Raw genomic sequence first — 21434 nt, 5'->3', positions numbered from 1 at the left:
GATCATCCGCTCGGACTGGGGCTGCTGCTCGCGCCTGGGCTCGCACTGGTGCCGGGGCTCGCGCTGGCACTGGGCTTCGCACTGGTGCCGGGCTTCGCACTGCTGCCGGACGACGTGCCGCCACCGGCCTTGTCGGCCTTGGACTGCGCCGCCTCGGCCCGGCTGAGGGCGCCCTGCAACTCGTCCTGGGCCTTGCCGTACGCCGTCCAGTCGCCCTTCTTCAGGGCCTCCTGTCCCGCCTCGAAGGCCTTCTGGGCGTCGTTCAGCGCCTGTTGGACCGTCGGATCGGCGGACGGCGGCGGCGTGGTCGTCCCGGTGTCGGAGGATCCCGTGTCCGAGGACCCGGTGTCCGAACCATTCGAGCCGAATACCTTGTCGAGCGCCTCGTCGAGGGTGTTCTCGAAGGCGGTCTTGCCCTCGTAGGTCACCAACACCTTGCGCAGCAGTGGGTACTTGACGCCGGCGCCGCGTACGTAGACGGGCTCCGCGTACAGCAGGCCCCCGTCCAGTGGCACGGTCAGGAGATTGCCGTACTCGACCTCGGAGTCGCCGCCCTTGAGGAGTTTGATGGCGGCGGCGATGTCCTGTTCGGAGTTGAACTGGCTCTGGACCTGTTTAGGTCCGTCGACGGTCGTACTGGTCGGCAGTTTCAGGATTCTGATCTTGCCGTAGTCCTTCGAGCCGGCCTCGGAGTCGACCGACATGAACGCGCTGAGGTTGTCCCGGCCGTTGGGCGTGAACGTCGTCGACAGCGAGAACGTCTGCGCGCTCTGGTCCGGCATCTTCATGCTCAGGTAGTACGGCGGCACCGCGTCACCCGACTTGTTGCTCGGGTCGTCGGGCACCTGCCACACCTCGCTGCCGGTCAGGAACGTCTGGGCGTCCGTCACGTGGTAGCGGGTGAGCAGTTCGCGCTGCACCTTGAACAGGTCCTGCGGGTACCGGAGATGGTCCATCAGGTCCTGCGAGATGGCACTCCTCGGCTGCACCGTGCCGGGGAAGGCCTTCATCCAGGTCTTCAGCACCGGGTCCTCGGTGTCCCACTGGTAGAGCTTGATCTCGCCGGTGTACGCGTCGACGGTCGCCTTCACCGAGTTGCGGATGTAGTTGACCTGGTTCTGCTGGGCCACCACCGCACGCGAGTTGTTGTTCGCGGTCAGCGAGTCGGCGGTGGTGTCACCGAGGGTGGTACGGGAGGCGTAGGGATAGCCGTTCGACGTCGTGTAGGCGTCGACGATCCACTGGATCCGGCCCTGCACCACCGCCGGGTACGCGTCGCCGTCGATGGTCAGCCAGGGGGCGACCGCCTCGACGCGCTCCTTCGGCGTGCGGTTGTACAGGATCCGCGAGCCCTCCCCGATCGCACCGGAGTAGAGGATCTGCGGTTCGTTGAACGCCACCGCGTACGCGGCCCGGTTGATCGGGCTGGAGAGGCTGACCCCGCTCTTGCCCGCGTAGCTGGTGGTCTTCTCACCGTTGTCGTCGGAGTAGTCGATCTCCTTCTGGGGACCGCCGACGATCGAGTAGGTGTTGGTCTTCTCGCCGTAGTAGATCCGCTGCTGGTACGTCCCCAGGTCGCCCTTGGACGGCAGGTCGGACTCGGTGAAGACCGGCTGGCCCTGGCTGTCGGCCTCGGTGCCCTTGGCGGCGACCACGCCGTAGCCGTGGGTGTAGCGGAAGTGGTCGTTGATCCAGTTGTTCTTCGGGATGCCGGCGAGGTTCAGTTCGCGCAGACCGATGACGGTGTCCTGGACCTTGCCGTCCTTGGTGTAGCGGTCCACGTCCAGATTGGTCGGGAACGCGTAGTAGTTCCGCATCTGCTGGAGCTGCTGGAACGTCGGCGAGACGATGTTCGGGTCCATGATCCGGATGCTCGCCGTGGCGTCGACGTCGTCCCGGAGCTTGGTCTTGTCCGTGGTCGTGCTCTTGCCCTTGTACTCGGTGACCTGCGTGTCGTCGATCCCGTACGCCTCGCGGGTCGCCTTGAGGTTCTTCTGGACGTACGGGGCTTCCTTGGCCTGCTCGTTGGGCTGGACCTGGAACTTCTGGACGATCGCCGGGTACAGGCCGCCGATGAGGATCGCCGACAGGACCATCAGGCCGAACCCGATGACGGGCAGCTGCCAGGTGCGCCGCCACAGGGTCGCGAAGAACAGCAGCGCGCAGATGACGGCGATACAGAACAGGATCGTCTTGGCCGGCAGATACGCGTTGGCGTCGACGTACCTGAGGCCCGTCCAGTTGCCGGTGGCCTTGAAGTCGCTGGACTTGACGGCCAGTCCGTAGCGGTCGAGCCAGTAGGCGACCGCCTTGAGGGCGACGAAGAAGCCGAGCAGTACCGAGAGGTGGCCGGTCGCGGCACCGGTGGCACGCGCGCCGGGGCTGGTGACGCGCAGCCCGCCGTACAGGTAGTGGGTGAGCGCGGCCGCGATCAGGGAGAGGATCGCGGTGGCGAAGCCGAAGCCCAGCAGGAACCGGTACCAGGGCAGGTCGAAGGCGTAGAAGGAGACGTCGAGGTGGAACTGCGGGTCCTTCTGGTGGAAGGGCACGCCGTTGACCCACATCAGCCAGGTGCGCCACTGTCCGGCCGCGGAGGCGCCGGCGATCAGCCCGACCAGCGCGGTGATCGCGAGCAGCAGCCACTTCTTGTACGGCGCGATGCCCATCCGGTAGCGGTCCAGGCTCTGCTGCTCCATGGACATGGCGCTCAGCGGCGGCCGCAACCGGTGCGCCAGCCAGATGTTGAAGCCCACCGCGGCTGCCATCAGCAGCCCGAAGACGAAGAACAGCCCGATCTTCGTCCACAGGGTGGTGGTGAACACCGAGGAGTAGTGCACCGACCGGTACCAGAGCCAGTCCGTCCAGAAACCCGCGAACATGGTGAACGCCATGCCGAGTACGGCAAGGACGCCCAGTGTCATGAGCAGGGTCCGGACGCGCCGGGACGGGCGGCCCGCTCTGATCCGCGGCCCCGTCGGGCCTCCGCCGCGGTCCGGCATCTGGAAAGCCAAGGTGCGCACCTCGAAGTTCGCTGTTTGATTCGCTGTTGATCCGCTTTTGTCGCGTCAGGCCCGCTTGTTCGCGGGCCGGACGTGGCCCCCCGTGATCGTGGGGCCACACCTATGCAACTTACTCACGACTTACTCGGTTCCCGATTCCGGCCATGAACGAGGCAGGATTGTGACCATGTCCAACACTCCCATGGCAGCGAACCCGCTCACCCGGGCCGTCCTCGAGATCGACGAGTACGCCTCCGGTCTCGGCTGGGACCAGCCCGCTCGCCTCTTCGCCCTCGTCGACACCGCACGGCTGCGCACCCAGGAACCGGCTCTCGCCGCCCAGCTCGGTCTGGAGGACGAGTCCGTGACCATCGGTCTCACCCCGATCGAGCAGGACGAAGTGCCAACGGACAAGGCGCTGGATGAGTTCCTGGGCACCATCGCCTGGCCGGACGCGGTGGTCGGCTGCGCGCTCACGGTGGAGCGGCTGATGCTGCCGCCGTCCGCCGAGTCCCAGGTCCCGGAGGGGCTGAGCGACGCCAAGCTGGCCAAGTGGGTGGCGCAGCACCCGGATCGCCAGGAGGTCCGGATGACGGTCGGCGTGCTGCGGGACGGCAGCCGCGACTCGGCGGTGCGGCTGCGCGAGAAGGACTCGCCGACGGAGGTCCTCACCGGCCCCGACCTGGTCCCGGGTCTGGCGGAGGCTCTGAGGGCGACGTTCGCGGACTGAGCCTCCCGCACACGGTCGTACGCGGTCGTGGACGGCTGGCACACGGCACCGGGGGCGCCCCTCGTCAGGAAGGGCGCCCCCGGGCTTTTCTGATCGTCTGCTGGTTCTCAGCTCTTGGTGCTGCACTTCGGCAGGGCGCCGGTGTCCCCGTCGCGGATGTCCTTGAGGGCGCCGAGGGCGTCGTCGATCGTCTTGACCTTGACCAGGGTGAGACCGCTCGGGGTGTCCTTGGCGGCCTCGGCGCAGTTGTCGGCCGGGGTCAGGAAGTACTGGGCGCCCTTGTCGCGCGCGCCGATGGTCTTCAGCGAGATGCCGCCGATCGGGCCGACCGTGCCGTCGTCGGCGATCGTGCCGGTACCGGCGACGAACTTGCCGGCGGTGAGGTTACCCGGGGTGAGCTTGTCGTAGATGCCGAGCGCGAACATGAGGCCCGCGCTCGGTCCGCCGACGTCGGCGAGCTTGATGTCGATGGAGAACGGGAACGTGTGGTCGGTCCCGGCGGAGATCCCGACGATGGCGCGCTTCTCGCCGCTGTCGGTGGAGGCGGTCGTGGTCAGGGTGACCTTCTCGGTCTTGGTGGCCGTCTTGTTCGCCTTCACGGCGGCCGCCTGCTCCTTGGCCGGTACGACGGTGAAGACGACGGCCTCACCGGGCTTGTGCTTGGTCACCAGCGTGGCGACGTCGGTCGGCTGCTTGACCGCCGTGCCGTCGACAGCCTTGATCACGTCACCGGCGTGCAGCTTGCCCTCGGACGGCGAGTCCTTGAGGACCGTCGAGACGATGACCCAGGACTTCACCGGGACGTCCAGCTCCTTCAGGGCGGCGACCTTCGCGCTCTCCTGTGACTCGCTGAACTCCTCGGCGTTCTCCTGGGTGGACTGCTGCTCGGTCTTCCCGTCCGGGTAGAGCGTGTCGTGCGGCACGACCTTGTTGTCGTGCGAGAGCCATCCGTAGACGGCCTCCACGAGGTTCATCTTGTAGTCGGCGCTGGTGACCCGGACGGTCGTCATGTTCAGGTGCCCGGAGGCCGCGTAGGTCTTGTGACCGGAGATCTGCAGCACCGGCTCGCCGCCGTGGTCCCCGAGCGTGTTCACGGTGGGACCGGGGGACATCTCCGAGTACGGCACGGTGATGAGCACTCCGGCGCACAGGAGCGCGATCAGCATCAGGGTGGAGGCGAGCATCGTCGCGGTGCGGCGTGGCATGCAAAGACAGTACGGGACGTGTCTGTCAGCGCACCGTCAGGGCCACCCGTCAGACATGCCTCAGCTGCCGGAGTGGGGCCTCTCCATGGCCTCGCAGAACCGCGCGTACCCGTCGAGTTCGGGCCCGTCGCTCCGGGCTCTCCTGGTCCGATTGGCCCAGCTGCCCCACAGACCGGCAGCGACCGCGGCCACAAGCGGAATCAGCAACCAGACGAGCGCCCCCATGCCGACCTCCCAACCCCATGACCGTCCGCGACTGACTGATCAGCAGATTAATCATCCGCACTGACAACGCTCACGCGGGGGGTACGGTTACGCAACCGGAAGCCGGACAGACGTTCTTCAGCAGGCTCCGACCCATTCCTCCGTCCCATCCGAGAACTTCTGGTGCTTCCAGATGGGCACCTCGTGCTTGATGTCGTCGATCAGCTTCCGACAGGCTTCGAAGGCGTCCCCGCGATGGGCACACGACACGCCGACGACCACGGCGAGATCACCCACCCGCAGGTCCCCCACCCGGTGCACCGCGGCGAGCGCCCGCACCGGATACTCGGCGACGACCTTCTCGGCGATCCGCCGCATCTCGTTCTCGGCACTGGGATGACACGAATAGCCGAGCGCGGCCACGTCGGCGCCTCCGTCGTGATTCCGCACGGTCCCCACGAACAGCGCGATCCCCCCGGCCGCGTCGTCCCCCAGGGCCGCGAAGACCTCGTCCACGGAGAGCGCGCTCTCCCGGATCCCGATCAGCTTGACGGGATCTTCGGCACCCAGCTCACCGGGGTGATCGTTCACAGCAGCCATACCCCCATCGTGCCGCAAGCCCGGGACCACAGGGAATACACCCAACACCCGGCACACGCGCGTGCACGTTTGGAGACTCCTACTACTCCCGGGTCGCGGTCACCCTGGTCCCGGGTCGGGATCGCCGATTCCGCCCCTTGGCCGCCGCCTCCGGCTCGTGATCGGCAGTCCCGGCCCATGGTCGCCGCCTCCGGCCCGTTGTCGCCGCGCCCGGCCCGTTGTCGCCAGTCCCGGCCTGTGGTCGCCACTCCCGGCCCGTGGTCAGATCCGCCGCCGGGCCTTCCGTGCCCGCCGTACCACGGCCGCCGCGCCCAGCAGGGCGACCGTCGCGCCTGCCGCGCCCGCGGCCGTCGCGTCCTTACGGCCGAGCCGCCGGCCGACCACCGTGTGGCGCCCGGCCGCCTCCCCCAGCAGCTCGGCGAGCACCTCCTCGTTCGTCCACCCCGGCCGCCATCCCGCGTCGTGCAGCCGGCTGCCGCTCACCACCCACGGATACATCGTGTAGGCGAGATCCCCCGCGGGCGACGGCGTCAGCCCGATCCGGTGCAGCCGGGCCGCGGCGCCGAGCGCCACCGCCGACGGCAACTCCATCCGCCGGATCCCGCTGAGCTCCTCGACCTCCTCCTGCTCCAGCCATCCGTCACAGCCGACGGCGAGTTCCCCTTCGACCAACTCCAGCACGGCGTACTCCAGCGCGCTGCACAAGTCCTCGACGTGACAGAACTGCCAGGCGGGCCGTGACCCGGCGACGACAAGCAGGCGGGGCGACTCGAAATACCTGGTCAGCGCGGTGTCGGTGCCTCCGACGAGCACCGCGGGGCGCACGACGGTGACATTGAGCCCGGGGTGCGCGCGGGGCGCCCGGCGCGCGAGCCGCTCGATCTCCAGCAGGTCCCCCACGCCGGTGGCCTCCGCCGTGGCACGCAGCTCCGCGTCCTCGGACAACGGCAGCTCGTTGTCCGGGAGCGCGCCGTAGACCATCGCGGAGGTGCACAGCACCACGCGGTGCACCCCGGCCGCAGCCGCCGCGGTCAGCACGGTCTGCGTCCCGCGCACGTTGTAGGCCGTACGGGCGGCCGGATCGGTCTCCAGGTCCAGGTCGAGCGCGAGATGGACCACCACGTCGGCCCCCCGGAGCTTGTCCGCGATGGCCGGATCCCGCACGTCGAGGATGTGCCACTGGGCGTCCGCGCACTCCCCGCGCCGCTCGTCGATGGCGATGACCTGCTTGATCTCCTCGGACGCGGCCAGCCGCTCGGTGAGCAGCGCGCCGACCCCGGTCGCGGCGCCGGTGACGGCGACGACGGGCCCGCGCACGGCGGCAGGGGTTGACGGGTTTCGCGCTGCGCGAACCTGCGGATCTGGGGAACTCACCGGGCGTCTCCAGCGGTTGTCTTCAGTACGAGCGTGAGTGACGCGTACGTACCAGGTGGCATCCATCCTGCCGCAGGCCGACTGTCGGCGAAGCACCGAGGCCCGATCGGGTCGGGGTGTCTACGCTGGGTGGTGTTGTCGGGCAGCCGCGCCGCCGGAGAGAACCGGTGGCCTTACCAGCCGAGGATTCCCGTGAGTGACACCCCATTCGGTTTCGGCCTTCCGCCGGAGGAGCCGGAAGACGGCGACGAGGGCAAGAAGAAGGACCAGCAGAGCGGTGGTGGGCAGGGACCGGCCAACCCGTTCGGTTTCGGCACACCCGGGGCCGGCGGCTTCGGCACGCCCGGCGCCGACAATCCGTTCGCCGCCATGTTCGGTTCGCTGAACCCCACCGACCTGGGCGCGGCCTTCCAGCAGCTGGGCCAGATGCTCTCGTACGAGGGCGGCCCGGTGAACTGGGACATGGCCAAGCAGATCGCCCGCCAGACGGTCTCCCAGGGCACCTCGGACGGCGTCAAGGACGCGAGCGTGGGCCCCGCCGACCGCACCGCGGTCGAGGAGGCGGTGCGGCTGGCCGACCTGTGGCTGGACGACGCGACGTCGCTGCCGTCCGGTTCCGGTTCGGCCGTGGCGTGGTCGCGCGCCGAGTGGGTCGAGGCGACGCTGCCCGCCTGGCAGGAGCTGGTCGACCCGGTCGCCGAGCGGGTCGGCGCCGCGATGGGCGATGTCCTGCCGGAGGAGATGCAGGCCATGGCGGGCCCGCTGATCGGCATGATGCGCTCGATGGGCGGCGCCATGTTCGGCACGCAGATCGGGCAGGCCGTCGGCGTGCTCGCGGGCGAGGTCGTCGGCTCGACCGACATCGGCCTGCCGCTGAGCCCGGCCGGGAAGGCCGCGCTGCTGCCGGTGAACATCGAGGCGTTCGGCAAGGACCTCGGCGTGCCGAAGGAGGAGGTGCGGCTGTATCTCGCGCTGCGCGAGGCGGCCCACCAGCGCCTGTTCGCGCATGTGCCGTGGCTGCGCTCGCACCTGTTCGGCGCGGTCGACGGGTACGCGCGCGGGATCAAGGTCGACACGGCCAAGCTGGAGGACGTGGTCGGCCAGTTCGACCCGCAGAACCCCGAGCAGCTTCAGGACGCGCTTCAGCAGGGCATGTTCCAGCCCGAGGACACGCCCGAGCAGAAGGCGGCCCTGGCCCGTCTGGAGACCGCGCTGGCCCTCGTCGAGGGCTGGGTCGACGCGGTGGTCCACGCGGCCGCGAAGCCGCGTCTGTCGTCCGCCGACGCGCTGCGCGAGACCCTGCGCCGCCGCCGTGCCACCGGCGGCCCCGCGGAGCAGACGTTCGCCACTCTGATCGGCCTGGAGCTGCGCCCGCGCCGGCTGCGCGACGCCTCCCGGCTGTGGGCCTCGCTCACCGACGCGCGCGGTGTCGACGGCCGGGACGCGCTGTGGGCGCACCCCGACATGCTGCCGACGGCGACCGACCTGGACGACCCGGACGGCTTCGTGCACCGCGAGCAGCTGGACTTCTCCGAGCTGGACAAGATGCTCGGCGAGGCGGCTCAGAAGCCCGACCTGCGCAAGAAGGAAGACCAGGACGACCAGGAAAAGGGCGACGAGACCGAGTGAGCCTGTACGACGACGCGGTCCTCGTCCTCAAGGGACACGAGGGCCAGGAAGAGCTGCGCCAGGCCTACCTGGACCATCTCGCGGCGCACCCCGACGGTATGTGGAAGGCGTGTCACGCGGGGCATGTCACGGCGAGCGCGCTGGTCGTCGACCCCGAGCACGGCCGGGCGCTGCTGACCCTGCACCGGAAGCTGCGGATGTGGCTGCAGATGGGCGGCCACTGCGAGCCGGGCGACGCCACGCTGGCCGCGGCGGCCCTGCGGGAGGCGACCGAGGAGTCCGGGATTCCCGGGCTGACGCTGCTGCCGGGCGGTCCGGTGCGCCTGGACCGGCACCCGATCCCGGCGCCGTGCCACTGGCACTTCGACGTCCAGTACGCGGCCGTGGCCCCGCGGGGCGCCGCTCACGCGATCAGCGACGAGTCCCTGGACCTGCGCTGGTTCGCCTACGACGAGGTCGCGAAGGTCGCCGACGACTCGGTCGTACGACTGCTGGAACAGAGTCGCGCGCGGCTCTGAACCAGGGATTCGCGTAAGGGGCGCCTATTCGGGCGCCCCTTACCTCGTTGGTCTTCTCGGGACTTCGTGGGCCGTCAGCTCCAGGCGTTCCCCTGGTTCATCGCCCGGGCGCCCTGCTGGCCCATCCCGAACTGGGCGGCGAGGCCCTGGCCGATCTGGGCGCTCTGCGGCGGGAGCAGTTCACTCGGCTGGACCAACGCGAAGCCACTTCCCATGAAGCTGAGCTCCCAGCCCTCGCCGGTGTTGCCGCGACGCCGCCACACACCCGAGGAGTGCGTCTGGGCCTGCATCTGGACGCGCAGCCCGGTGGACCAGGCGACGATCGCGTCGGCGTCGCAGTTGACGTACTTGTCGGGCGTGACCTGCATCAGCAGCGGCGCGCCGGAGGTCATCAGGGCGACCTTGCCGCGGCCGGTGATGTTGAGCTGGTACTTCCCGGAGCCGGAGATGCCGTAGAGGCTGTCCACGGCGACCACCTCGTAGTGCAGCGAGGAGTCCATGGCGAGGACGTAGCCGCTGTCCACGGTCAGTCCGTCCTGCTCGACGTCCAGGACGTGGACGTGCTGGGCGAGGTTGGCGAAGTAGACCGTGCCCTGCCCGTGGCAGCGCATGAGGTCCAGGCCCTCACCGGTGTACGCACGCGCGCGTGACTGCTGGTTGTTCGTGTACTCGGCGTCGAACTCGACGAGCCCCTGGTAGGCGACCATCGTGCCCTTGCGGGCGAGGATGTCGTCGTGGCCCTCCAGGACGACCCGCAGCATCTGCTTGTTCTGCAGGCTGTAACGGTCCCGGACCTGGGAGTCGTTGTGCGCGAAAAGCGGGCTCTGCATGATTCTCTGACTCCCCCTCAGCCCCGGAAACGAAGGCGGTCGGTGCTGTCCTCGCTGGGCTGGACGACGACGATGCCCTGCCCGGAGAAGGCCATCTGGTAGGCCTCGCCGCTGCCCCGGCCGATCAGGGACTGCGCCTTGAAGCTGCGCTTGCCCTTCACCTTGAGATTCGGCGACCAGGCGACCAGCGCGTCAGGGTCGACGTACGTCTCGTCCTCGCCGCCGCCGCAGTCGACGACGATCGGCTTGCCCCGGGAGGTGAGCGCGACCCAGCCCTGCCCGGAGATCTTGGTGTTCCACAGGCCCTGCCCGGCGAACTTCGCCAGCCCCTTGACCCGCTCCACGCCCCAGGTGAGGTGCGCGTCGAAGGCGAGCAGGTTGGTGGCGTTGACGGAGATGCCGTCGCCGCCCAGGTTGATGACGACGACATCGGCGCCGTAGTCGGCGAGGTAGAGCAGTCCGTCGCCGGAGCACTTCATCAGGGGCGCGCCCTCACCGGTCATCCAGTCGCGGGCGATCTGGCGCACGGCCGGCGGGTTGGGCTCGTACTGGACGAAGCCCTCGTAGGCGACCATCGACCCCACGCGCGCGAGGAGGTCGTTCCCGGTCTGTATGGCGACCTTGAGCATGTTGTTGCCGTGGTTCTCCATGCGGGCGGTGACGGGTGCGGGGGCATAGCCCGCGAGCGGCTGGTTCATGACGGGCTCCCTCAGACCTCGTACGGCTGGACCACGATGAAGTTGCCGGGGGCGCCCCGGAACTGCAGGTTGACGCTCTCGCCGGTGTCGCCCGGATAGGCGTTGCGACGCATCCGGACCTGGCTGGAGACGACCACCTGGGAGGCCGCCGACCAGGCGACCACGGCGTTGCAGTCGGCGAACGTCGTGGGCGTCACGGGCAGCACGACGGGCGTGCCGTGCGTCTTGACGACGATCGTGCCGGTGCCCTGGAACTGCATCGTGAACAGCGCGCCGCCGGGGATGCCGTGGCCCTCGATCCGGCGGACCTCGTACTGGAGGCTCTCGTCGAAGGCGAGGACGCTCTCGGCGGAGACACAGATCGCGTCGCCCTGGAGCTCGATGGGGTGCAGATGGGCGGAGTTCTCGGCGAGGAACACCTGGCCGTGGCCGGTGCAGCGCATCAGCTGCATCTCCTGGCCGGTCGCGTTGCCCACGACCCGGCCCATGAATCCGGCGCCCTTGTAACCGAAGTCGACCTTGCCCTGGTAGAGCACCATGCTGCCCTGCCGGGCCAGCACCGGCTGGCCGCCCATGCCCAGGTCGACCCGGACGAGCTTCTTGTTCTGCTGCGTCCAGCGCTGCCCGGTGGGCGTCTCCTTGAACTTCTGGAGCGCCGCGCCGACTCCGGCTCCGCCCTGGGGATCGCCCTGCGGGATTCCGTAGGTCTGCTGGCCGGGGACCTGCCCGAACGACGGCTGCTGCCCGTAGCCCGGAGGCGGGGTCGGGGCCTGGGGTGCCTGGGGGTAGCCGGGCGGCGAGGGCGGGGACTGCGGAGCCGCCGGGGGCTGGCCGTAGCCGGGCGGCATGGGCGCACTCGGGGCGGGCGGCTGGCCGTAGGGCGCGGGGGCCGGAGACGGGGGCGGCACGGTGCCGGGCGCGGGCGGGGCCAGCGGGGCGATGACAGTGGGCGCGCCGTGCACGTTCGGAGCCGGCACGGGGCCGGGTGCGGGGGGCGGGGTGAAGCCCTGGGGCGCGGGGGCCGGGGCGGGCGCGGGGGCCGCCGGGGCGGGCGTCGGCGCAGGACTCGGTGCGGGCGCGGGCGGGGTGGCGAACGCGGGCGGCGCGAATCCGGGTGCGGGCCCGGCCTGCGACGGCTGCGGCTCGGGCGCGGCGGGCGCCTCCTCCTCCATCACCTCGCCGCCGAAGTTCTTCAGCAGCGCATCCAGACCGCCGTCGAAGCCCTGGCCGACGGCGGCGAAGCGCCACACGTCCTTCAGGTAGAAGTCGCCCAGCATCACGGCGCGTTCGGTGGAGAACTCCGAACCGTTGAAGGAGTACCGGGCCACCTCCTCGCCGCCCGCGACGATCCGGATGTATCCGGGCGCGACCTGGGACATCTGCCCGGAGCCGTCAAGAGTCGCCGTGAACGCCAGCTTCTGGATCCGCGGCGGGATCCGGTCCAGCGTGACCCGGAAGGACTCCGTGTCGCCCGCCTGCGCACCCAGCAGCTGGATGGACTCCTCGGGTGACTTCGGCTGGTTGAAGAAGACGAAGTACCGGTCGTCCGACAGCCGCTCGTCGGCGTCCAGGCCGAAGCAACTGATGTCGAAGGTCAGTCCGGGCCCGGCGATCTGCACGCCTACGTACAGATCCGTGCCCGCCGTCAGGTCACTGATCCTGGCCTTGTGGCCGCGTTGGAATTCCCTGGCCATGCGCTACGACCGTCCCCCATCCCGAATGCGAGTGCGTCGCGCCAGGCTAACGGCTAACTCGGACATCGGAGGAAGTCGGTACAGACCCGGTACACAACCGGGCTCAGCGGCCCCGAAGGGGGCGTTCGCCGGGCGCGTCACTCATCGCGCGCGCCGGGCACATGGGGCAGCCGGTCGGCGGCGACCACCCCTTCGAGGTACCCCCGGGCCCGCTCGGTCCGCGGATACGCCTCCAGGAGCCGCCAGAAGTCGGGACCGTGCCCGGGCACCAGCAGATGGGCCAGCTCATGGCAGAGCACGTAGTCGACGACGTACTCGGGCATGCCCTGGAGCCGGTGCGACAGGCGGATGCTGCCCTCGGCGGGGGTGCAGGAACCCCAGCGGGTGTTCTGGTTGGTGACCCAGCGCACCGAGGCGGGCCGGGCCCGGCCGTCGAAGTACTGGACCGACAGCCGCTCGGCGCGCTCGGCCAGTTCGGCGTCGCCCAGCACTCGCTTGCTCTCCTGGGCGGCGAGTTTGTTGAGCATGACGGTGACCCAGCGTTTCTCCTCCGCCTCGGACATCCGGGCGGGGATCAGCACGACGGTGCGATCGCCCTCGCGGTACGCGGAGACCGTCCGGCGGCGCCGGGCGCTTCTGCGAACCTCGATCGCGCTCACCCCCAAGCCGCTGGGCGGCTGGCTCGTCATGCTGCGCTGTGGCTTTCCGGCGCGGTGCAGTGGGTCGGCGGGCACGACCCGACGTTACCCGCTGCACACGGGGGAAGTCCCGGGTCCGGGACGGTTCGATGCCGATCCCCCACCATGCGTTTGATTTGTACGACGAATACCCACCGCCTGTGGACAACTTTCGGCGTCCGCCGAGCGGGCGGGGCATGCTGGCTGTCGTCGGCGGAGCGTGACCGGCTCGACCGGCAGACGGGGATCTTCCATGACCTTTCGACAGCTACGGGGGACTGTCATGCATCCGTTGGTGAAACCCGCGCTCCGGCGCGGCTGGCGTGATCTCAACACCGTGCAGTTCGGGATGACCCCGGTGCACGCGATGACACTCGGGCCGATGGACACGGCGACCGGCAGCTTTCTGGACCTGCTCAACGGCACCCGGGGGCTCGCGCTGCTGCGTGCGGAGGGGCGGCGCATGGACCTGCCGGACGGACATGTCGACGCGCTGGTCGAGCAGCTGTCCCGGGCCGGGCTCGTCGACGACGCGCGCGGCGGCGGGCCGGCCGCGGAGGCGCTGCGCACGAAGCAGGAGGTCCTGGACCGGCTCGGTCCCGATCTCGCGTCGCTGTCCCTGATCACTCCGGAGCCGGGCGGCGCGATCGGCCGGCTGGCGGCCCGACATGCTCTGCGGATGCAGGTCCGGGGCGCGGGCCGGGTCGGTGTCACGCTGGCCGCGCTGCTGTCGGGCGCGGGTGTCGGCGAGGTCGACGTGCGTGACGTGGGTCGCGTCCAGCCGTGGGATGTGGCGCCGGGCGGGCTGCCCGCGGAGGCGGTCGGCGAGCGGCGGGACGAGGCCGCCCGCAGAGTCGTCCGCCGGGCCGCCCCGGACCGCCCGCCGCGCCGCCCGGACCCGGCCACGGAGGAACCCGGCCTCTCCCTGGTGATCATCGCCCCGCGTGACGACGTTCTGGTGCACGCCCCGGACGCGCGCGCCGCCGAGCCGCTCATGGCCTCCGGGACACCACACCTCTACACGGGCGTCGTGGAGGGCACGGGCGTCGTCGGTCCGCTCGTCCTGCCCGGCGGTACCGGCTGCGCCCGCTGTCTGCACGAGCACCGCTCGGACCGGGATCCGGCCTGGCCGCGCTTGATCGCCCAGTGGCGGTCCGGCCAGGCCCGCCGGGTGGGAGCCTGCGATCTGACGCTGGCGACGGCCGTGGCCGGGCTGGCCGCCGCGCATGCCCTGGCCTTCCTCGACGGGGAGTCGCCGTCCGGCACGGGAGTGCGCTGGGAGGCGTCCGTGCCGGATCTGCACTGGCATGCGCGGCCGGTCCGGCCGCACCCCGCATGCCCGTGCGGAGCTGCGGAGAAAGCTAAGGGGGAACACCCCTCAACCGACGGGGCTGCGCACGAGACAATGGTGGTGCAACGGCGGTCGGCGGAGCGACGAGAGCGCACGGATGTCGCGCGGCCGAATGGGACTTGGAGGGCGCATGTCTGATCTTCCCCGGAAGGCGGTCACCCGGACCGCCAAACTCGCCGCGCTCCCGCTCGGCTTCGCCGGCCGGGCGACCTGGGGTCTGGGCAAGCGCATCGTGGGTGAGTCCGCGGAGATCGTCAGCCGCGAGCTGCAACAGCGCACGGCGGAGCAACTCTTCAAAGTTCTGGGGGAGCTGAAAGGCGGGGCCATGAAATTCGGACAGGCCATGTCCGTCTTCGAGTCCGCCCTCCCCGAGGAGATCGCCGGCCCCTACCGGGCGGCCCTCACCAGACTCCAGGACGCCGCACCGCCGATGCCGACCCGCACCATGCACGCGGTCCTCGCCGAGCGCCTCGGCGAGGACTGGCGGGAGCTGTTCCTGGAGTTCGAGGAGAAACCCGCGGCCGCGGCCTCGATCGGCCAGGTGCACCGGGCGGTGTGGCACGACGGCCGTGCGGTCGCGGTCAAGGTGCAGTATCCGGGGGCCGGCGAGGCCCTGCTGTCCGATCTCGGGCAACTGAGCCGTTTCGCCCGTCTGTTGGGTCCGCTTATCCCGGGCATGGACATCAAGCCCCTGATCGCGGAGTTGCGCGACCGGGTCTCCGAGGAACTGGACTACGCCCTGGAGGCACAGGCCCAGGAGACGCACGCGCAGGAGTTCGCCGACGACCCCGATGTGGTGGTCCCCGCGGTGGTGCACCAGTGCGAGCAGGTCCTGGTCACCGAATGGATCGACGGAATACCGCTCTCCGAGATCATCTCGGAGGGTACGCAGGAGCAGCGTGACCGGGCCGGTCAGCTCCTGGCCCGGTTCCTGTTCTCGGGGCCGGCCCGCACCGGCCTGCTGCATGCCGACCCGCATCCGGGCAACTTCCGTCTGCTGCCCGGTGGGCCGGAGGACGAGGAGGAGTGGCTTCTGGGCGTGCTGGACTTCGGCACGGTCGACCGCCTCGCGGGCGGCCTGCCCACCCCGATCGGCGACTCCCTGCGGATGACACTGGACGGAGACGCCGAGGCGGTCTACGAGCTGCTGTGCGCCGAGGGGTTCGTCAAGGACTCCATAGAACTGGACCCCGACGCCGTCCTGGACTATCTGCTGCCGATCATCGAACCGGCGGAGGTCGACGAGTTCACCTTCACCCGCAACTGGATGCGCAGCCAGGCGGCCCGTATCGCCGACCCCCGCAACCCCGCCCACCAGCTGGGCAAACAGCTCAACCTGCCACCGGCCTACCTGCTGATACACCGGGTGACCCTGAGCACCATCGGCGTGCTCTGCCAGCTGGGCGCGACGGTGCGGCTGCGGGAGGAACTGGAGGCGTGGCTGCCCGGGTTCGTACTCGAAGAAGCCGAAGAAGCCGTTGAGGCCGAGGAAGCCGAGGAGGCGGAAGCGGTCGTAGAGGCGCAGTAGGGACGCAGCAGGGTGATCACCACCAGGACGGGTCGAGCCTGCCCTCGATCGCTCTGAGGTTCTCCCTGGAGCAGGTGTCGCAGAAGAACTGGCGGACGCCGTTCTCCACGGAGCAGGTCCAGGTGGTGGGCCGGGGACCGTCGGCCGGGGTTCCGCAGCGGGCGCACACAGGAGGTTGGGGCTCCGGGGTGGAGCCACCGTGATCACTGCCTCCGGGAAGACTCGTCACCCGGCGACGATAACGCCGCGGCCCGCGGATCCGCGGGCACAACGCACCGCGGGGGCCGGTCCGTTCGGCCGGACCGGCCCCCGCGTGAAGCTTTCGCCTCCCTCAGCCGGGAGGCCACCGCTTCAGGTGTTCGAGGTCACTGCATGACGGCCATGGCGAGCGCACGGCGGGCGCGCATCGAGGCGCGCTCGGCCCGGCGCTGCATCCGGCGGGCGGTCGCCAGGCGCACGGCCTGGCGTTCCCGGTCGGCCTCTTGCAGTCGCTCGTGCATATGCGCACGAGCCAGGGCTTCTGGGATGAGTTGCATCTCGCGGGTCCTGTTCTGACGCGAGCCGGTGGTCGTACCGGCGGTGGTGAAGTCTGGGATCGCGGAGCCGGTGGGCTCGCTGGTGGACGGCTTCATCGGGGCCTGCTTCTTGGGGTCGTGCGTGAGGGGGCGGTCGATCGTTCCGTGGATGTTCATGCCGTGACCGGGTTCTTGCGCGGGCGGCCACGCGGCCGCTTGCGGGCGACGACGACACCCTGGACGAACAGCTCGCCACCCCAGACGCCCCAGGGCTCACGCCGCTCCTTGGCACCGGCGAGGCAGGCCTCGATCAGCGGGCAGGTGCGGCAGAGGGACTTGGCGTACTCGACGTCCGCCGGCGACTCGGCGAAGAAGACCTCCGGGTCGTAGGAACGGCAGGGGACGGGCACGCCGAGGTTCTCGATGGCGTCGTCGAGCGCGGTGAGCGCGGTGAGCGGGATCAAGGTGGAGTCCTCCGTGAGGCCGGGCGGGGGGATCGTTTCGGAAGGCGGTACGGACGGGGCGTGCGCTTCGAGTTGCACGGTTGTTCTTCCTCGTCTGGTCGTGCCGGTCGGGTTGGACCGGTTGGCGGCTGGTACCGGGTTCTGCTCTTGTCCCGAGGCCCCTTCGCCCGTCTGTCCCTGTGATGGGGACAAACAGAAGGGCCGCGGATCCCGGATGGGGTTCCGCGGCCCTGAAGGCGCCGGCCTGATCGATCAGGCTGGATCACTCCAGGGTTCTGGCCCACGGAAGGCCCACATCAGGTGGTGCTGCGTCGTCTGCTTCCGGCTTCCGGCACCAGCTGCCGTAAAGGCATAGGCCTTTGCCTGTGCCGCTACTGCTTCCAGTGCCTCGGTCGGTCGCTCATTGCGCTCACGGACGGGGAGGCCCGCGAGAGAAACGGAGGACGCCGGACGAACGGCAGGAATGCCGGACAGACCGGTGCCCAGGTTCGAGACGCCGAGCATGCACACGGAGACGGCCGAGAGATCGGTCATTTTGGCCGCGCTGATGTTGGTCTTGATGCTGATCACTGGACTCGCCTCCTCTCGGCGTCTAGGGGACTGGGATGAGCCAGTCCGCTCGGATATGCAAGTACAACACGGAACCGGGCCTTCGAGAAGGCCGCCGCTTCCGTGCCTAGAACCTATGGGGATTGCCGGGGCATGCGCAAACTATTTTTTCGACGAGTTGGCATCAGTCCTCCTCAACGGCTCCCCCGGGCTGCCGACCTGCGCAGATGGCCAGAACATCGGCGCCATAACGGTTGAGCTTGCGCATGCCGACGCCGGGGATGCGGGCCAGCTCGCGATCGTCGTCGGGCGCGCTCTCGGCGATGGCCATCAGCGTCCTGTCGGTGAAGACGCAGAAGGCTGGCTGGCCGCTGAGCCGGGCCTGGTCCGCGCGCCACTCCCGCAGCCGCTCGTAGAGCCCCTCGTCCATGTCGGAGGGGCAGTTGTCGCAGCGCATCAGTTTCATCTCGCCGGCGTCGGTGAGGGTGCGCCCGCAGACCCGGCAGCGGGCGGGGGCGCGCTGGGTGCGCCGGGGCGCGGCCACGGGACCCCCGGTGAAGCCTCGTTCGACGCCTGCGGTGCCGGTACCGGAGCCACGGCCGACGGTGCTGGTGGAACCGGGGCGCAGGCCGTCCAGGAAGCGGCTGGGCCTGCGGTTCGGGCGGCCACCGGGGGTGCGGGAGAGAGACCAGGAGACATGGAGCCGCTCTCTGGCGCGGGTCACACCGACATAGAGGAGACGGCGTTCTTCCTCGATCTGCTCGTCGGACTTCGCATAGGTGATCGGCATCATGCCCTCGGCGACACCGACCAGGAAGACGACGTCCCACTCCAGGCCCTTCGCCGAGTGCAGGGAGGCGAGGGTGACGCCCTGGACGGTCGGGGCGTGCTGGGCACTCGCACGCTCGTCGAGTTCCGCGACGAAGTCGGCGAGGGTGGCGGCGGGCCGGCCGGCGGTGACGTCGTGCGCCAGGTTGACCAGGGCGGCCAGTGACTCCCAGCGCTCCCGGACCGCGCCGGACCCCGCCGGGGGCTCGGTGGTCCAGCCCTCTCCGGAGAGGACCGCGCGCACCTGGGAGGGCAGGTCCACGGTGTCGTCGAGCAGCGCGTCATTGCCGCCGAAGCGGGCCGCGGCGCGCAGGGCGACGCCCGCCTTGCGCACCTCGGGCCGGTCGAAGAACCGCTCGGCACCGCGCAGCTGGTAGGGCACCCCGGCGTCGGCGAGGGCCTGCTCATAGGCCTCGGACTGGGAGTTGGTGCGGAACAGAATGGCGATCTCGGCGGCCGGGACCCCGGCGTCGACCAGCTCGCGGATACGGCGGGCGGCGCCCTCGGCCTCGGCGGGCTCGTCGGCGTACTCGTTGTAGACGGGCTCGGGCCCCGCGGGGCGCTGGGAGATCAGTTCCAGGCGGTGGTCGGCGGCGCGGCCGTGGGCCTGGGCCAGCAGGCCGTTGGCGAGGTGGACGACCTGGGGTGTGGAGCGGTAGTCGCGGACCAGTTTGACGACGGTGGCCCCGGGGTGGCGGGTGCGGAAGTCGAGCAAATGGTCGGGGGTTGCTCCTGTGAACGAGTAGATGGTCTGGCTCGCGTCGCCGACCACGCACAGGCTGTCGCGGTCGCCGAGCCACAGTTCCAGCAGGCGCTGCTGGAGGGGGCTGACGTCCTGGTATTCGTCGACGACGAAGTGCTGGTACTGGGCGCGGACCTGCTCGGCGATGTCCTGCCGGTCCTGCAGGACCGCGACGGTGAGCAGCAGGACATCCTCGAAGTCGATGACCGCGCGGTCCCGCTTGAGGTCCTCGTAGACGGAGTAGATCTGGGCGATCTCGGCCGGGTCGCGGGGGGCCTCGCGGCCGGCCTTCAAGGCGGCGGGCGCATAGTCGGCGGGAACGGTCTGGGTGACCTTGGACCACTCGATCTCGGCGGTGACGTCCCGCAGCTCACCCCGGTCGAGGCGGATACGGCAGGCGGCGGCGGCGTCGGCGACCAACTGGACCTTGCGGTCGACGAGCCGGGGCAGCGAGCCGCCGATCGCTTTCGGCCAGAAGAACTGGAGCTGGCGCAGCGCGGCCGAGTGGAAGGTGCGGGCCTGCACCCCCTGGGCGCCGAGCTGGCGCAGCCGGCCGCGCATCTCCCCGGCGGCACGGTTGGTGAAGGTGACGGCGAGCACGCTGGACGGCTGGAGAATGCCGGCCCGGACCCCGTAGGCGATCCGGTGGGTGATCGCCCGGGTCTTGCCGGTACCGGCTCCTGCCAGCACGCACACCGGACCGTGCAGGGCGGTCGCCACCTCGCGCTGCTCGGGGTCGAGCCCTTCGAGCACCGCGTCGGCAGAGTCCGGTACCTGCGGGAAGAGGGAGGAGTGCGTTGCTGCTGTCACACGGCCATGCTGCCAGGTCGCCAGAGACTGCTGTGCCGGTTGTCCACAGGCAGCCCCTTGCAGTCGTACTAATGCGGCAGGTGTCACCCGGGGCCGGTGCTGTGGGGAATGGCGGGCGGGCCGCGTACGTTCCTCTCCTGGATGACCTTCCCCGACCTGCCGAAGGAGCGCGAGCGAGATGCAGGGCACTGTGACGATGTACAGCACTACGTGGTGCGGCTACTGCCGCCGGCTGAAGAGCCAGATGGACCGCGAGGGCATCGCGTACACCGAGATCAACATCGAGCAGGACCCGGAGTCGGCCGCGTTCGTGGAGAAGGCGAACGGCGGAAACCAGACGGTCCCGACCGTTCAGGTGGTTTCCTCCAACGGTGGTGCTGAGGTCGTGATGACGAACCCGAGCCTTGCCCAGGTGAAGCAGGCGCTCGGCGTCTGATTCTCGCGACGCGTGCCCCCGACCACTCGGGTGACTGATCGGGGGCCGCTGCGTACCCAGGCAACCCGGGCACCGCACCAGCCGGGAACCCTCGCAGGGCGACGGGGGCGACGGCGACGGCGTCAGCTGAGCAGACGAGCGGGTACTGTCAGGTCCTCGTGGGCGTACAGACTGGTCAGTGCCGACGGATCGTCCGCAGAGCAGACAGCAGCCACTTCGTCGATGAGACGGTCGTAGCCGGATCCTGCCGTGCCGTCGTACGCGGCGGTCATGCGGCCCCACTCGTCCCACGGCAGCATTTCGTACTTGCAGAGCGCGGCCAGATCACGGACGGCGTTGCCACTGATCTCGGCCGGCCCCCAAGCGTGGTCGGTCCCGGGCACCCCGAACATCCGGGGGTCGATCAAGCCCTTGCGGTACTGCGTCCAAGCCTCGCCGCCTGTAAGGAACTCATCCTCGGCGAGGTCCTCGGGACGCGGTACGAACCCGTGGTCAAGGTGCTCGGTATCGACGCGCACCCATCGCCGCTCGTCGGCCTGCCAGTACTCGGTGATCCAGTGGTCGGCGCCACGCCCCTCCAGGAAGCACATGCCGAACCCGCATCGAGCCCTGGCCGCGATCCCGCGCAGACGTAGCAGGGCACAGGCCAGGATGACGAAGTCTCGGCAGGTACCGACGATCCTCTCTTCAGGCGCTCGGGATTGGTGCAGCGGGGCCGGATTGAGCGCGGTCAGTGCCGCGATCAGCTTGTTGACCGGCCTTAGGTTCTTCTCCGCGAACCGATGTTCCGGGACTCCCAATGCCGAGGCGTCGCCCGGCTGGATGACCAGCTGCTGCACGGCTGCGCAGATACGAACGGGGTCCTCCGGTAACTTCTCGGCGAGTCTCACCTGCGCGGGTTCCAGATTGGTGAGGGGGCCGGTCTGGGAGTAATCGAGCGAGCGAGTGGCCATGGTCGCGAATGGTATGGGGAGGCGTGCCACTGCGAGACCGAGTGGCCCAGACACACGGTCAACTACGGCCGAGGGCAGGAGCCCGCGGGGCCAGCCACGT

The 21434-nt window shown here is 69.9% G+C and carries 20 protein-coding genes; 6 read left to right on the top strand and 14 right to left on the bottom strand.

The window, feature by feature from the left end; all coding sequences use genetic code 11:
- Positions 1 to 2: 2 nt before the first annotated feature.
- Positions 3 to 2999, bottom strand: coding sequence for a UPF0182 family protein (locus AB0D59_RS25550; RefSeq protein ID WP_362569783.1), 2997 nt, complete (start codon positions 2997 to 2999; stop codon positions 3 to 5).
- Positions 3000 to 3186: 187 nt separating this feature from the next.
- Here AB0D59_RS25550 and AB0D59_RS25545 point away from each other — a divergent pair, with 187 nt between their 5' ends.
- Positions 3187 to 3729 carry a PPA1309 family protein gene (locus AB0D59_RS25545; RefSeq protein WP_362569569.1) on the top strand — a complete coding sequence of 181 codons (543 nt, stop codon included), beginning with the start codon at positions 3187 to 3189 and terminating at the stop codon, positions 3727 to 3729.
- Between the two features lie 107 nt (positions 3730 to 3836).
- On the opposite strand, the gene AB0D59_RS25540 is transcribed toward AB0D59_RS25545, so the two are convergent.
- From AB0D59_RS25540 to AB0D59_RS25530, 3 genes are all read right to left on the bottom strand, one after another.
- Positions 3837 to 4934: a PDZ domain-containing protein gene (locus tag AB0D59_RS25540; protein ID WP_362569566.1), complete on the bottom strand. Its 1098-nt coding sequence runs from the start codon at positions 4932 to 4934 to the stop codon at positions 3837 to 3839.
- Positions 4935 to 5276: 342 nt separating this feature from the next.
- Positions 5277 to 5738: a molybdenum cofactor biosynthesis protein MoaE gene (locus AB0D59_RS25535; protein ID WP_362569563.1), complete on the bottom strand. Its 462-nt coding sequence runs from the start codon at positions 5736 to 5738 to the stop codon at positions 5277 to 5279.
- Between the two features lie 261 nt (positions 5739 to 5999).
- On the bottom strand, positions 6000 to 7112 hold the full coding sequence (locus AB0D59_RS25530; RefSeq protein ID WP_362569560.1) for an SDR family oxidoreductase: 1113 nt from the start codon (positions 7110 to 7112) through the stop codon (positions 6000 to 6002).
- 192 nt (positions 7113 to 7304) lie between these two features.
- Here AB0D59_RS25530 and AB0D59_RS25525 point away from each other — a divergent pair, with 192 nt between their 5' ends.
- Positions 7305 to 8741: a zinc-dependent metalloprotease gene (locus AB0D59_RS25525; RefSeq protein WP_362569557.1), complete on the top strand. Its 1437-nt coding sequence runs from the start codon at positions 7305 to 7307 to the stop codon at positions 8739 to 8741.
- Positions 8738 to 9259: an NUDIX hydrolase gene (locus AB0D59_RS25520; protein WP_362569554.1), complete on the top strand. Its 522-nt coding sequence runs from the start codon at positions 8738 to 8740 to the stop codon at positions 9257 to 9259. The genes AB0D59_RS25525 and AB0D59_RS25520 overlap by 4 nt, the downstream gene beginning before the upstream one ends.
- 74 nt (positions 9260 to 9333) lie before the next feature.
- Here the strand turns inward: AB0D59_RS25520 and AB0D59_RS25515 are convergent, their stop codons facing one another.
- The 4 genes from AB0D59_RS25515 to AB0D59_RS25500 all read right to left on the bottom strand — a co-directional run bounded on the left by AB0D59_RS25515 (position 9334) and on the right by AB0D59_RS25500 (position 13215).
- Positions 9334 to 10089, bottom strand: a complete 756-nt coding sequence (locus tag AB0D59_RS25515; RefSeq protein ID WP_351704848.1) for an AIM24 family protein — start codon at positions 10087 to 10089, stop codon at positions 9334 to 9336.
- Positions 10090 to 10106: 17 nt separating this feature from the next.
- Entirely contained in the window at positions 10107 to 10787 is a 681-nt protein-coding gene (locus tag AB0D59_RS25510; protein WP_362569550.1) for an AIM24 family protein, read from the bottom strand.
- An 11-nt stretch (positions 10788 to 10798) separates the two neighbouring features.
- Positions 10799 to 12481 carry a TerD family protein gene (locus AB0D59_RS25505; RefSeq protein WP_362569547.1) on the bottom strand — a complete coding sequence of 561 codons (1683 nt, stop codon included), beginning with the start codon at positions 12479 to 12481 and terminating at the stop codon, positions 10799 to 10801.
- Between the two features lie 137 nt (positions 12482 to 12618).
- Positions 12619 to 13215 carry a M48 family metallopeptidase gene (locus AB0D59_RS25500; RefSeq protein WP_362569544.1) on the bottom strand — a complete coding sequence of 199 codons (597 nt, stop codon included), beginning with the start codon at positions 13213 to 13215 and terminating at the stop codon, positions 12619 to 12621.
- Positions 13216 to 13441: 226 nt separating this feature from the next.
- Here AB0D59_RS25500 and AB0D59_RS25495 point away from each other — a divergent pair, with 226 nt between their 5' ends.
- Positions 13442 to 14647 (top strand): TOMM precursor leader peptide-binding protein, encoded by a 1206-nt coding sequence (locus tag AB0D59_RS25495; RefSeq protein ID WP_362569541.1) that lies wholly within the window; start codon positions 13442 to 13444, stop codon positions 14645 to 14647.
- A complete protein-coding gene (locus tag AB0D59_RS25490) occupies positions 14640 to 16037 on the top strand; it encodes an AarF/ABC1/UbiB kinase family protein (protein WP_362569538.1) in 1398 nt (465 codons plus the stop codon). Before AB0D59_RS25495 ends, AB0D59_RS25490 begins: the two co-directional genes overlap by 8 nt.
- Before the next feature lie 16 nt (positions 16038 to 16053).
- On the opposite strand, the gene AB0D59_RS25485 is transcribed toward AB0D59_RS25490, so the two are convergent.
- The 5 genes from AB0D59_RS25485 to AB0D59_RS25465 form a co-directional block, all read right to left on the bottom strand.
- A complete protein-coding gene (locus AB0D59_RS25485; protein WP_362569535.1) occupies positions 16054 to 16266 on the bottom strand; it encodes a hypothetical protein in 213 nt (70 codons plus the stop codon).
- Between the two features lie 136 nt (positions 16267 to 16402).
- Positions 16403 to 16729, bottom strand: coding sequence for a hypothetical protein (locus AB0D59_RS25480; RefSeq protein WP_362569532.1), 327 nt, complete (start codon positions 16727 to 16729; stop codon positions 16403 to 16405).
- A complete protein-coding gene (locus AB0D59_RS25475) occupies positions 16726 to 17094 on the bottom strand; it encodes a WhiB family transcriptional regulator (RefSeq protein ID WP_010984500.1) in 369 nt (122 codons plus the stop codon). The genes AB0D59_RS25480 and AB0D59_RS25475 overlap by 4 nt, the downstream gene beginning before the upstream one ends.
- Before the next feature lie 174 nt (positions 17095 to 17268).
- Entirely contained in the window at positions 17269 to 17586 is a 318-nt protein-coding gene (locus tag AB0D59_RS25470; RefSeq protein ID WP_351745475.1) for a hypothetical protein, read from the bottom strand.
- A gap of 163 nt (positions 17587 to 17749) precedes the next feature.
- Positions 17750 to 19945, bottom strand: a complete 2196-nt coding sequence (locus AB0D59_RS25465) for an ATP-dependent DNA helicase UvrD2 (protein ID WP_362569528.1) — start codon at positions 19943 to 19945, stop codon at positions 17750 to 17752.
- A gap of 178 nt (positions 19946 to 20123) precedes the next feature.
- Here AB0D59_RS25465 and AB0D59_RS25460 point away from each other — a divergent pair, with 178 nt between their 5' ends.
- Positions 20124 to 20381 (top strand): mycoredoxin, encoded by a 258-nt coding sequence (locus AB0D59_RS25460; protein WP_362569525.1) that lies wholly within the window; start codon positions 20124 to 20126, stop codon positions 20379 to 20381.
- A 122-nt stretch (positions 20382 to 20503) separates the two neighbouring features.
- Here the strand turns inward: AB0D59_RS25460 and AB0D59_RS25455 are convergent, their stop codons facing one another.
- Positions 20504 to 21334: a transglutaminase-like domain-containing protein gene (locus AB0D59_RS25455; protein ID WP_362569522.1), complete on the bottom strand. Its 831-nt coding sequence runs from the start codon at positions 21332 to 21334 to the stop codon at positions 20504 to 20506.
- Positions 21335 to 21434: the final 100 nt, after the last annotated feature.

Origin of the sequence: Streptomyces sp. NPDC048417, assembly GCF_040651615.1 — a bacterium.
Taxonomy (GTDB): Bacteria; Actinomycetota; Actinomycetes; order Streptomycetales; family Streptomycetaceae; genus Streptomyces.
This window is presented reverse-complemented; position numbering and strand designations above follow the sequence as displayed.

What these genes read in the sequence shown, in the direction of transcription:
- AB0D59_RS25490 (WP_362569538.1), top strand. Translation starts at nt 14,640, where the DNA reads ATGTCTGATCTTCCCCGGAAGGCGGTCACCCGGACCGCCAAACTCGCC.
- AB0D59_RS25510 (WP_362569550.1), bottom strand. Translation starts at nt 10,787, where the DNA reads ATGAACCAGCCGCTCGCGGGCTATGCCCCCGCACCCGTCACCGCCCGC.
- AB0D59_RS25495 (WP_362569541.1), top strand. Translation starts at nt 13,442, where the DNA reads ATGCATCCGTTGGTGAAACCCGCGCTCCGGCGCGGCTGGCGTGATCTC.
- AB0D59_RS25550 (WP_362569783.1), bottom strand. Translation starts at nt 2,999, where the DNA reads ATGCCGGACCGCGGCGGAGGCCCGACGGGGCCGCGGATCAGAGCGGGC.
- AB0D59_RS25480 (WP_362569532.1), bottom strand. Translation starts at nt 16,729, where the DNA reads ATGAACATCCACGGAACGATCGACCGCCCCCTCACGCACGACCCCAAG.
- AB0D59_RS25460 (WP_362569525.1), top strand. Translation starts at nt 20,124, where the DNA reads ATGCAGGGCACTGTGACGATGTACAGCACTACGTGGTGCGGCTACTGC.
- AB0D59_RS25540 (WP_362569566.1), bottom strand. Translation starts at nt 4,934, where the DNA reads ATGCCACGCCGCACCGCGACGATGCTCGCCTCCACCCTGATGCTGATC.
- AB0D59_RS25505 (WP_362569547.1), bottom strand. Translation starts at nt 12,481, where the DNA reads ATGGCCAGGGAATTCCAACGCGGCCACAAGGCCAGGATCAGTGACCTG.
- AB0D59_RS25535 (WP_362569563.1), bottom strand. Translation starts at nt 5,738, where the DNA reads ATGGCTGCTGTGAACGATCACCCCGGTGAGCTGGGTGCCGAAGATCCC.
- AB0D59_RS25545 (WP_362569569.1), top strand. Translation starts at nt 3,187, where the DNA reads ATGTCCAACACTCCCATGGCAGCGAACCCGCTCACCCGGGCCGTCCTC.
- AB0D59_RS25455 (WP_362569522.1), bottom strand. Translation starts at nt 21,334, where the DNA reads ATGGCCACTCGCTCGCTCGATTACTCCCAGACCGGCCCCCTCACCAAT.
- AB0D59_RS25515 (WP_351704848.1), bottom strand. Translation starts at nt 10,089, where the DNA reads ATGCAGAGCCCGCTTTTCGCGCACAACGACTCCCAGGTCCGGGACCGT.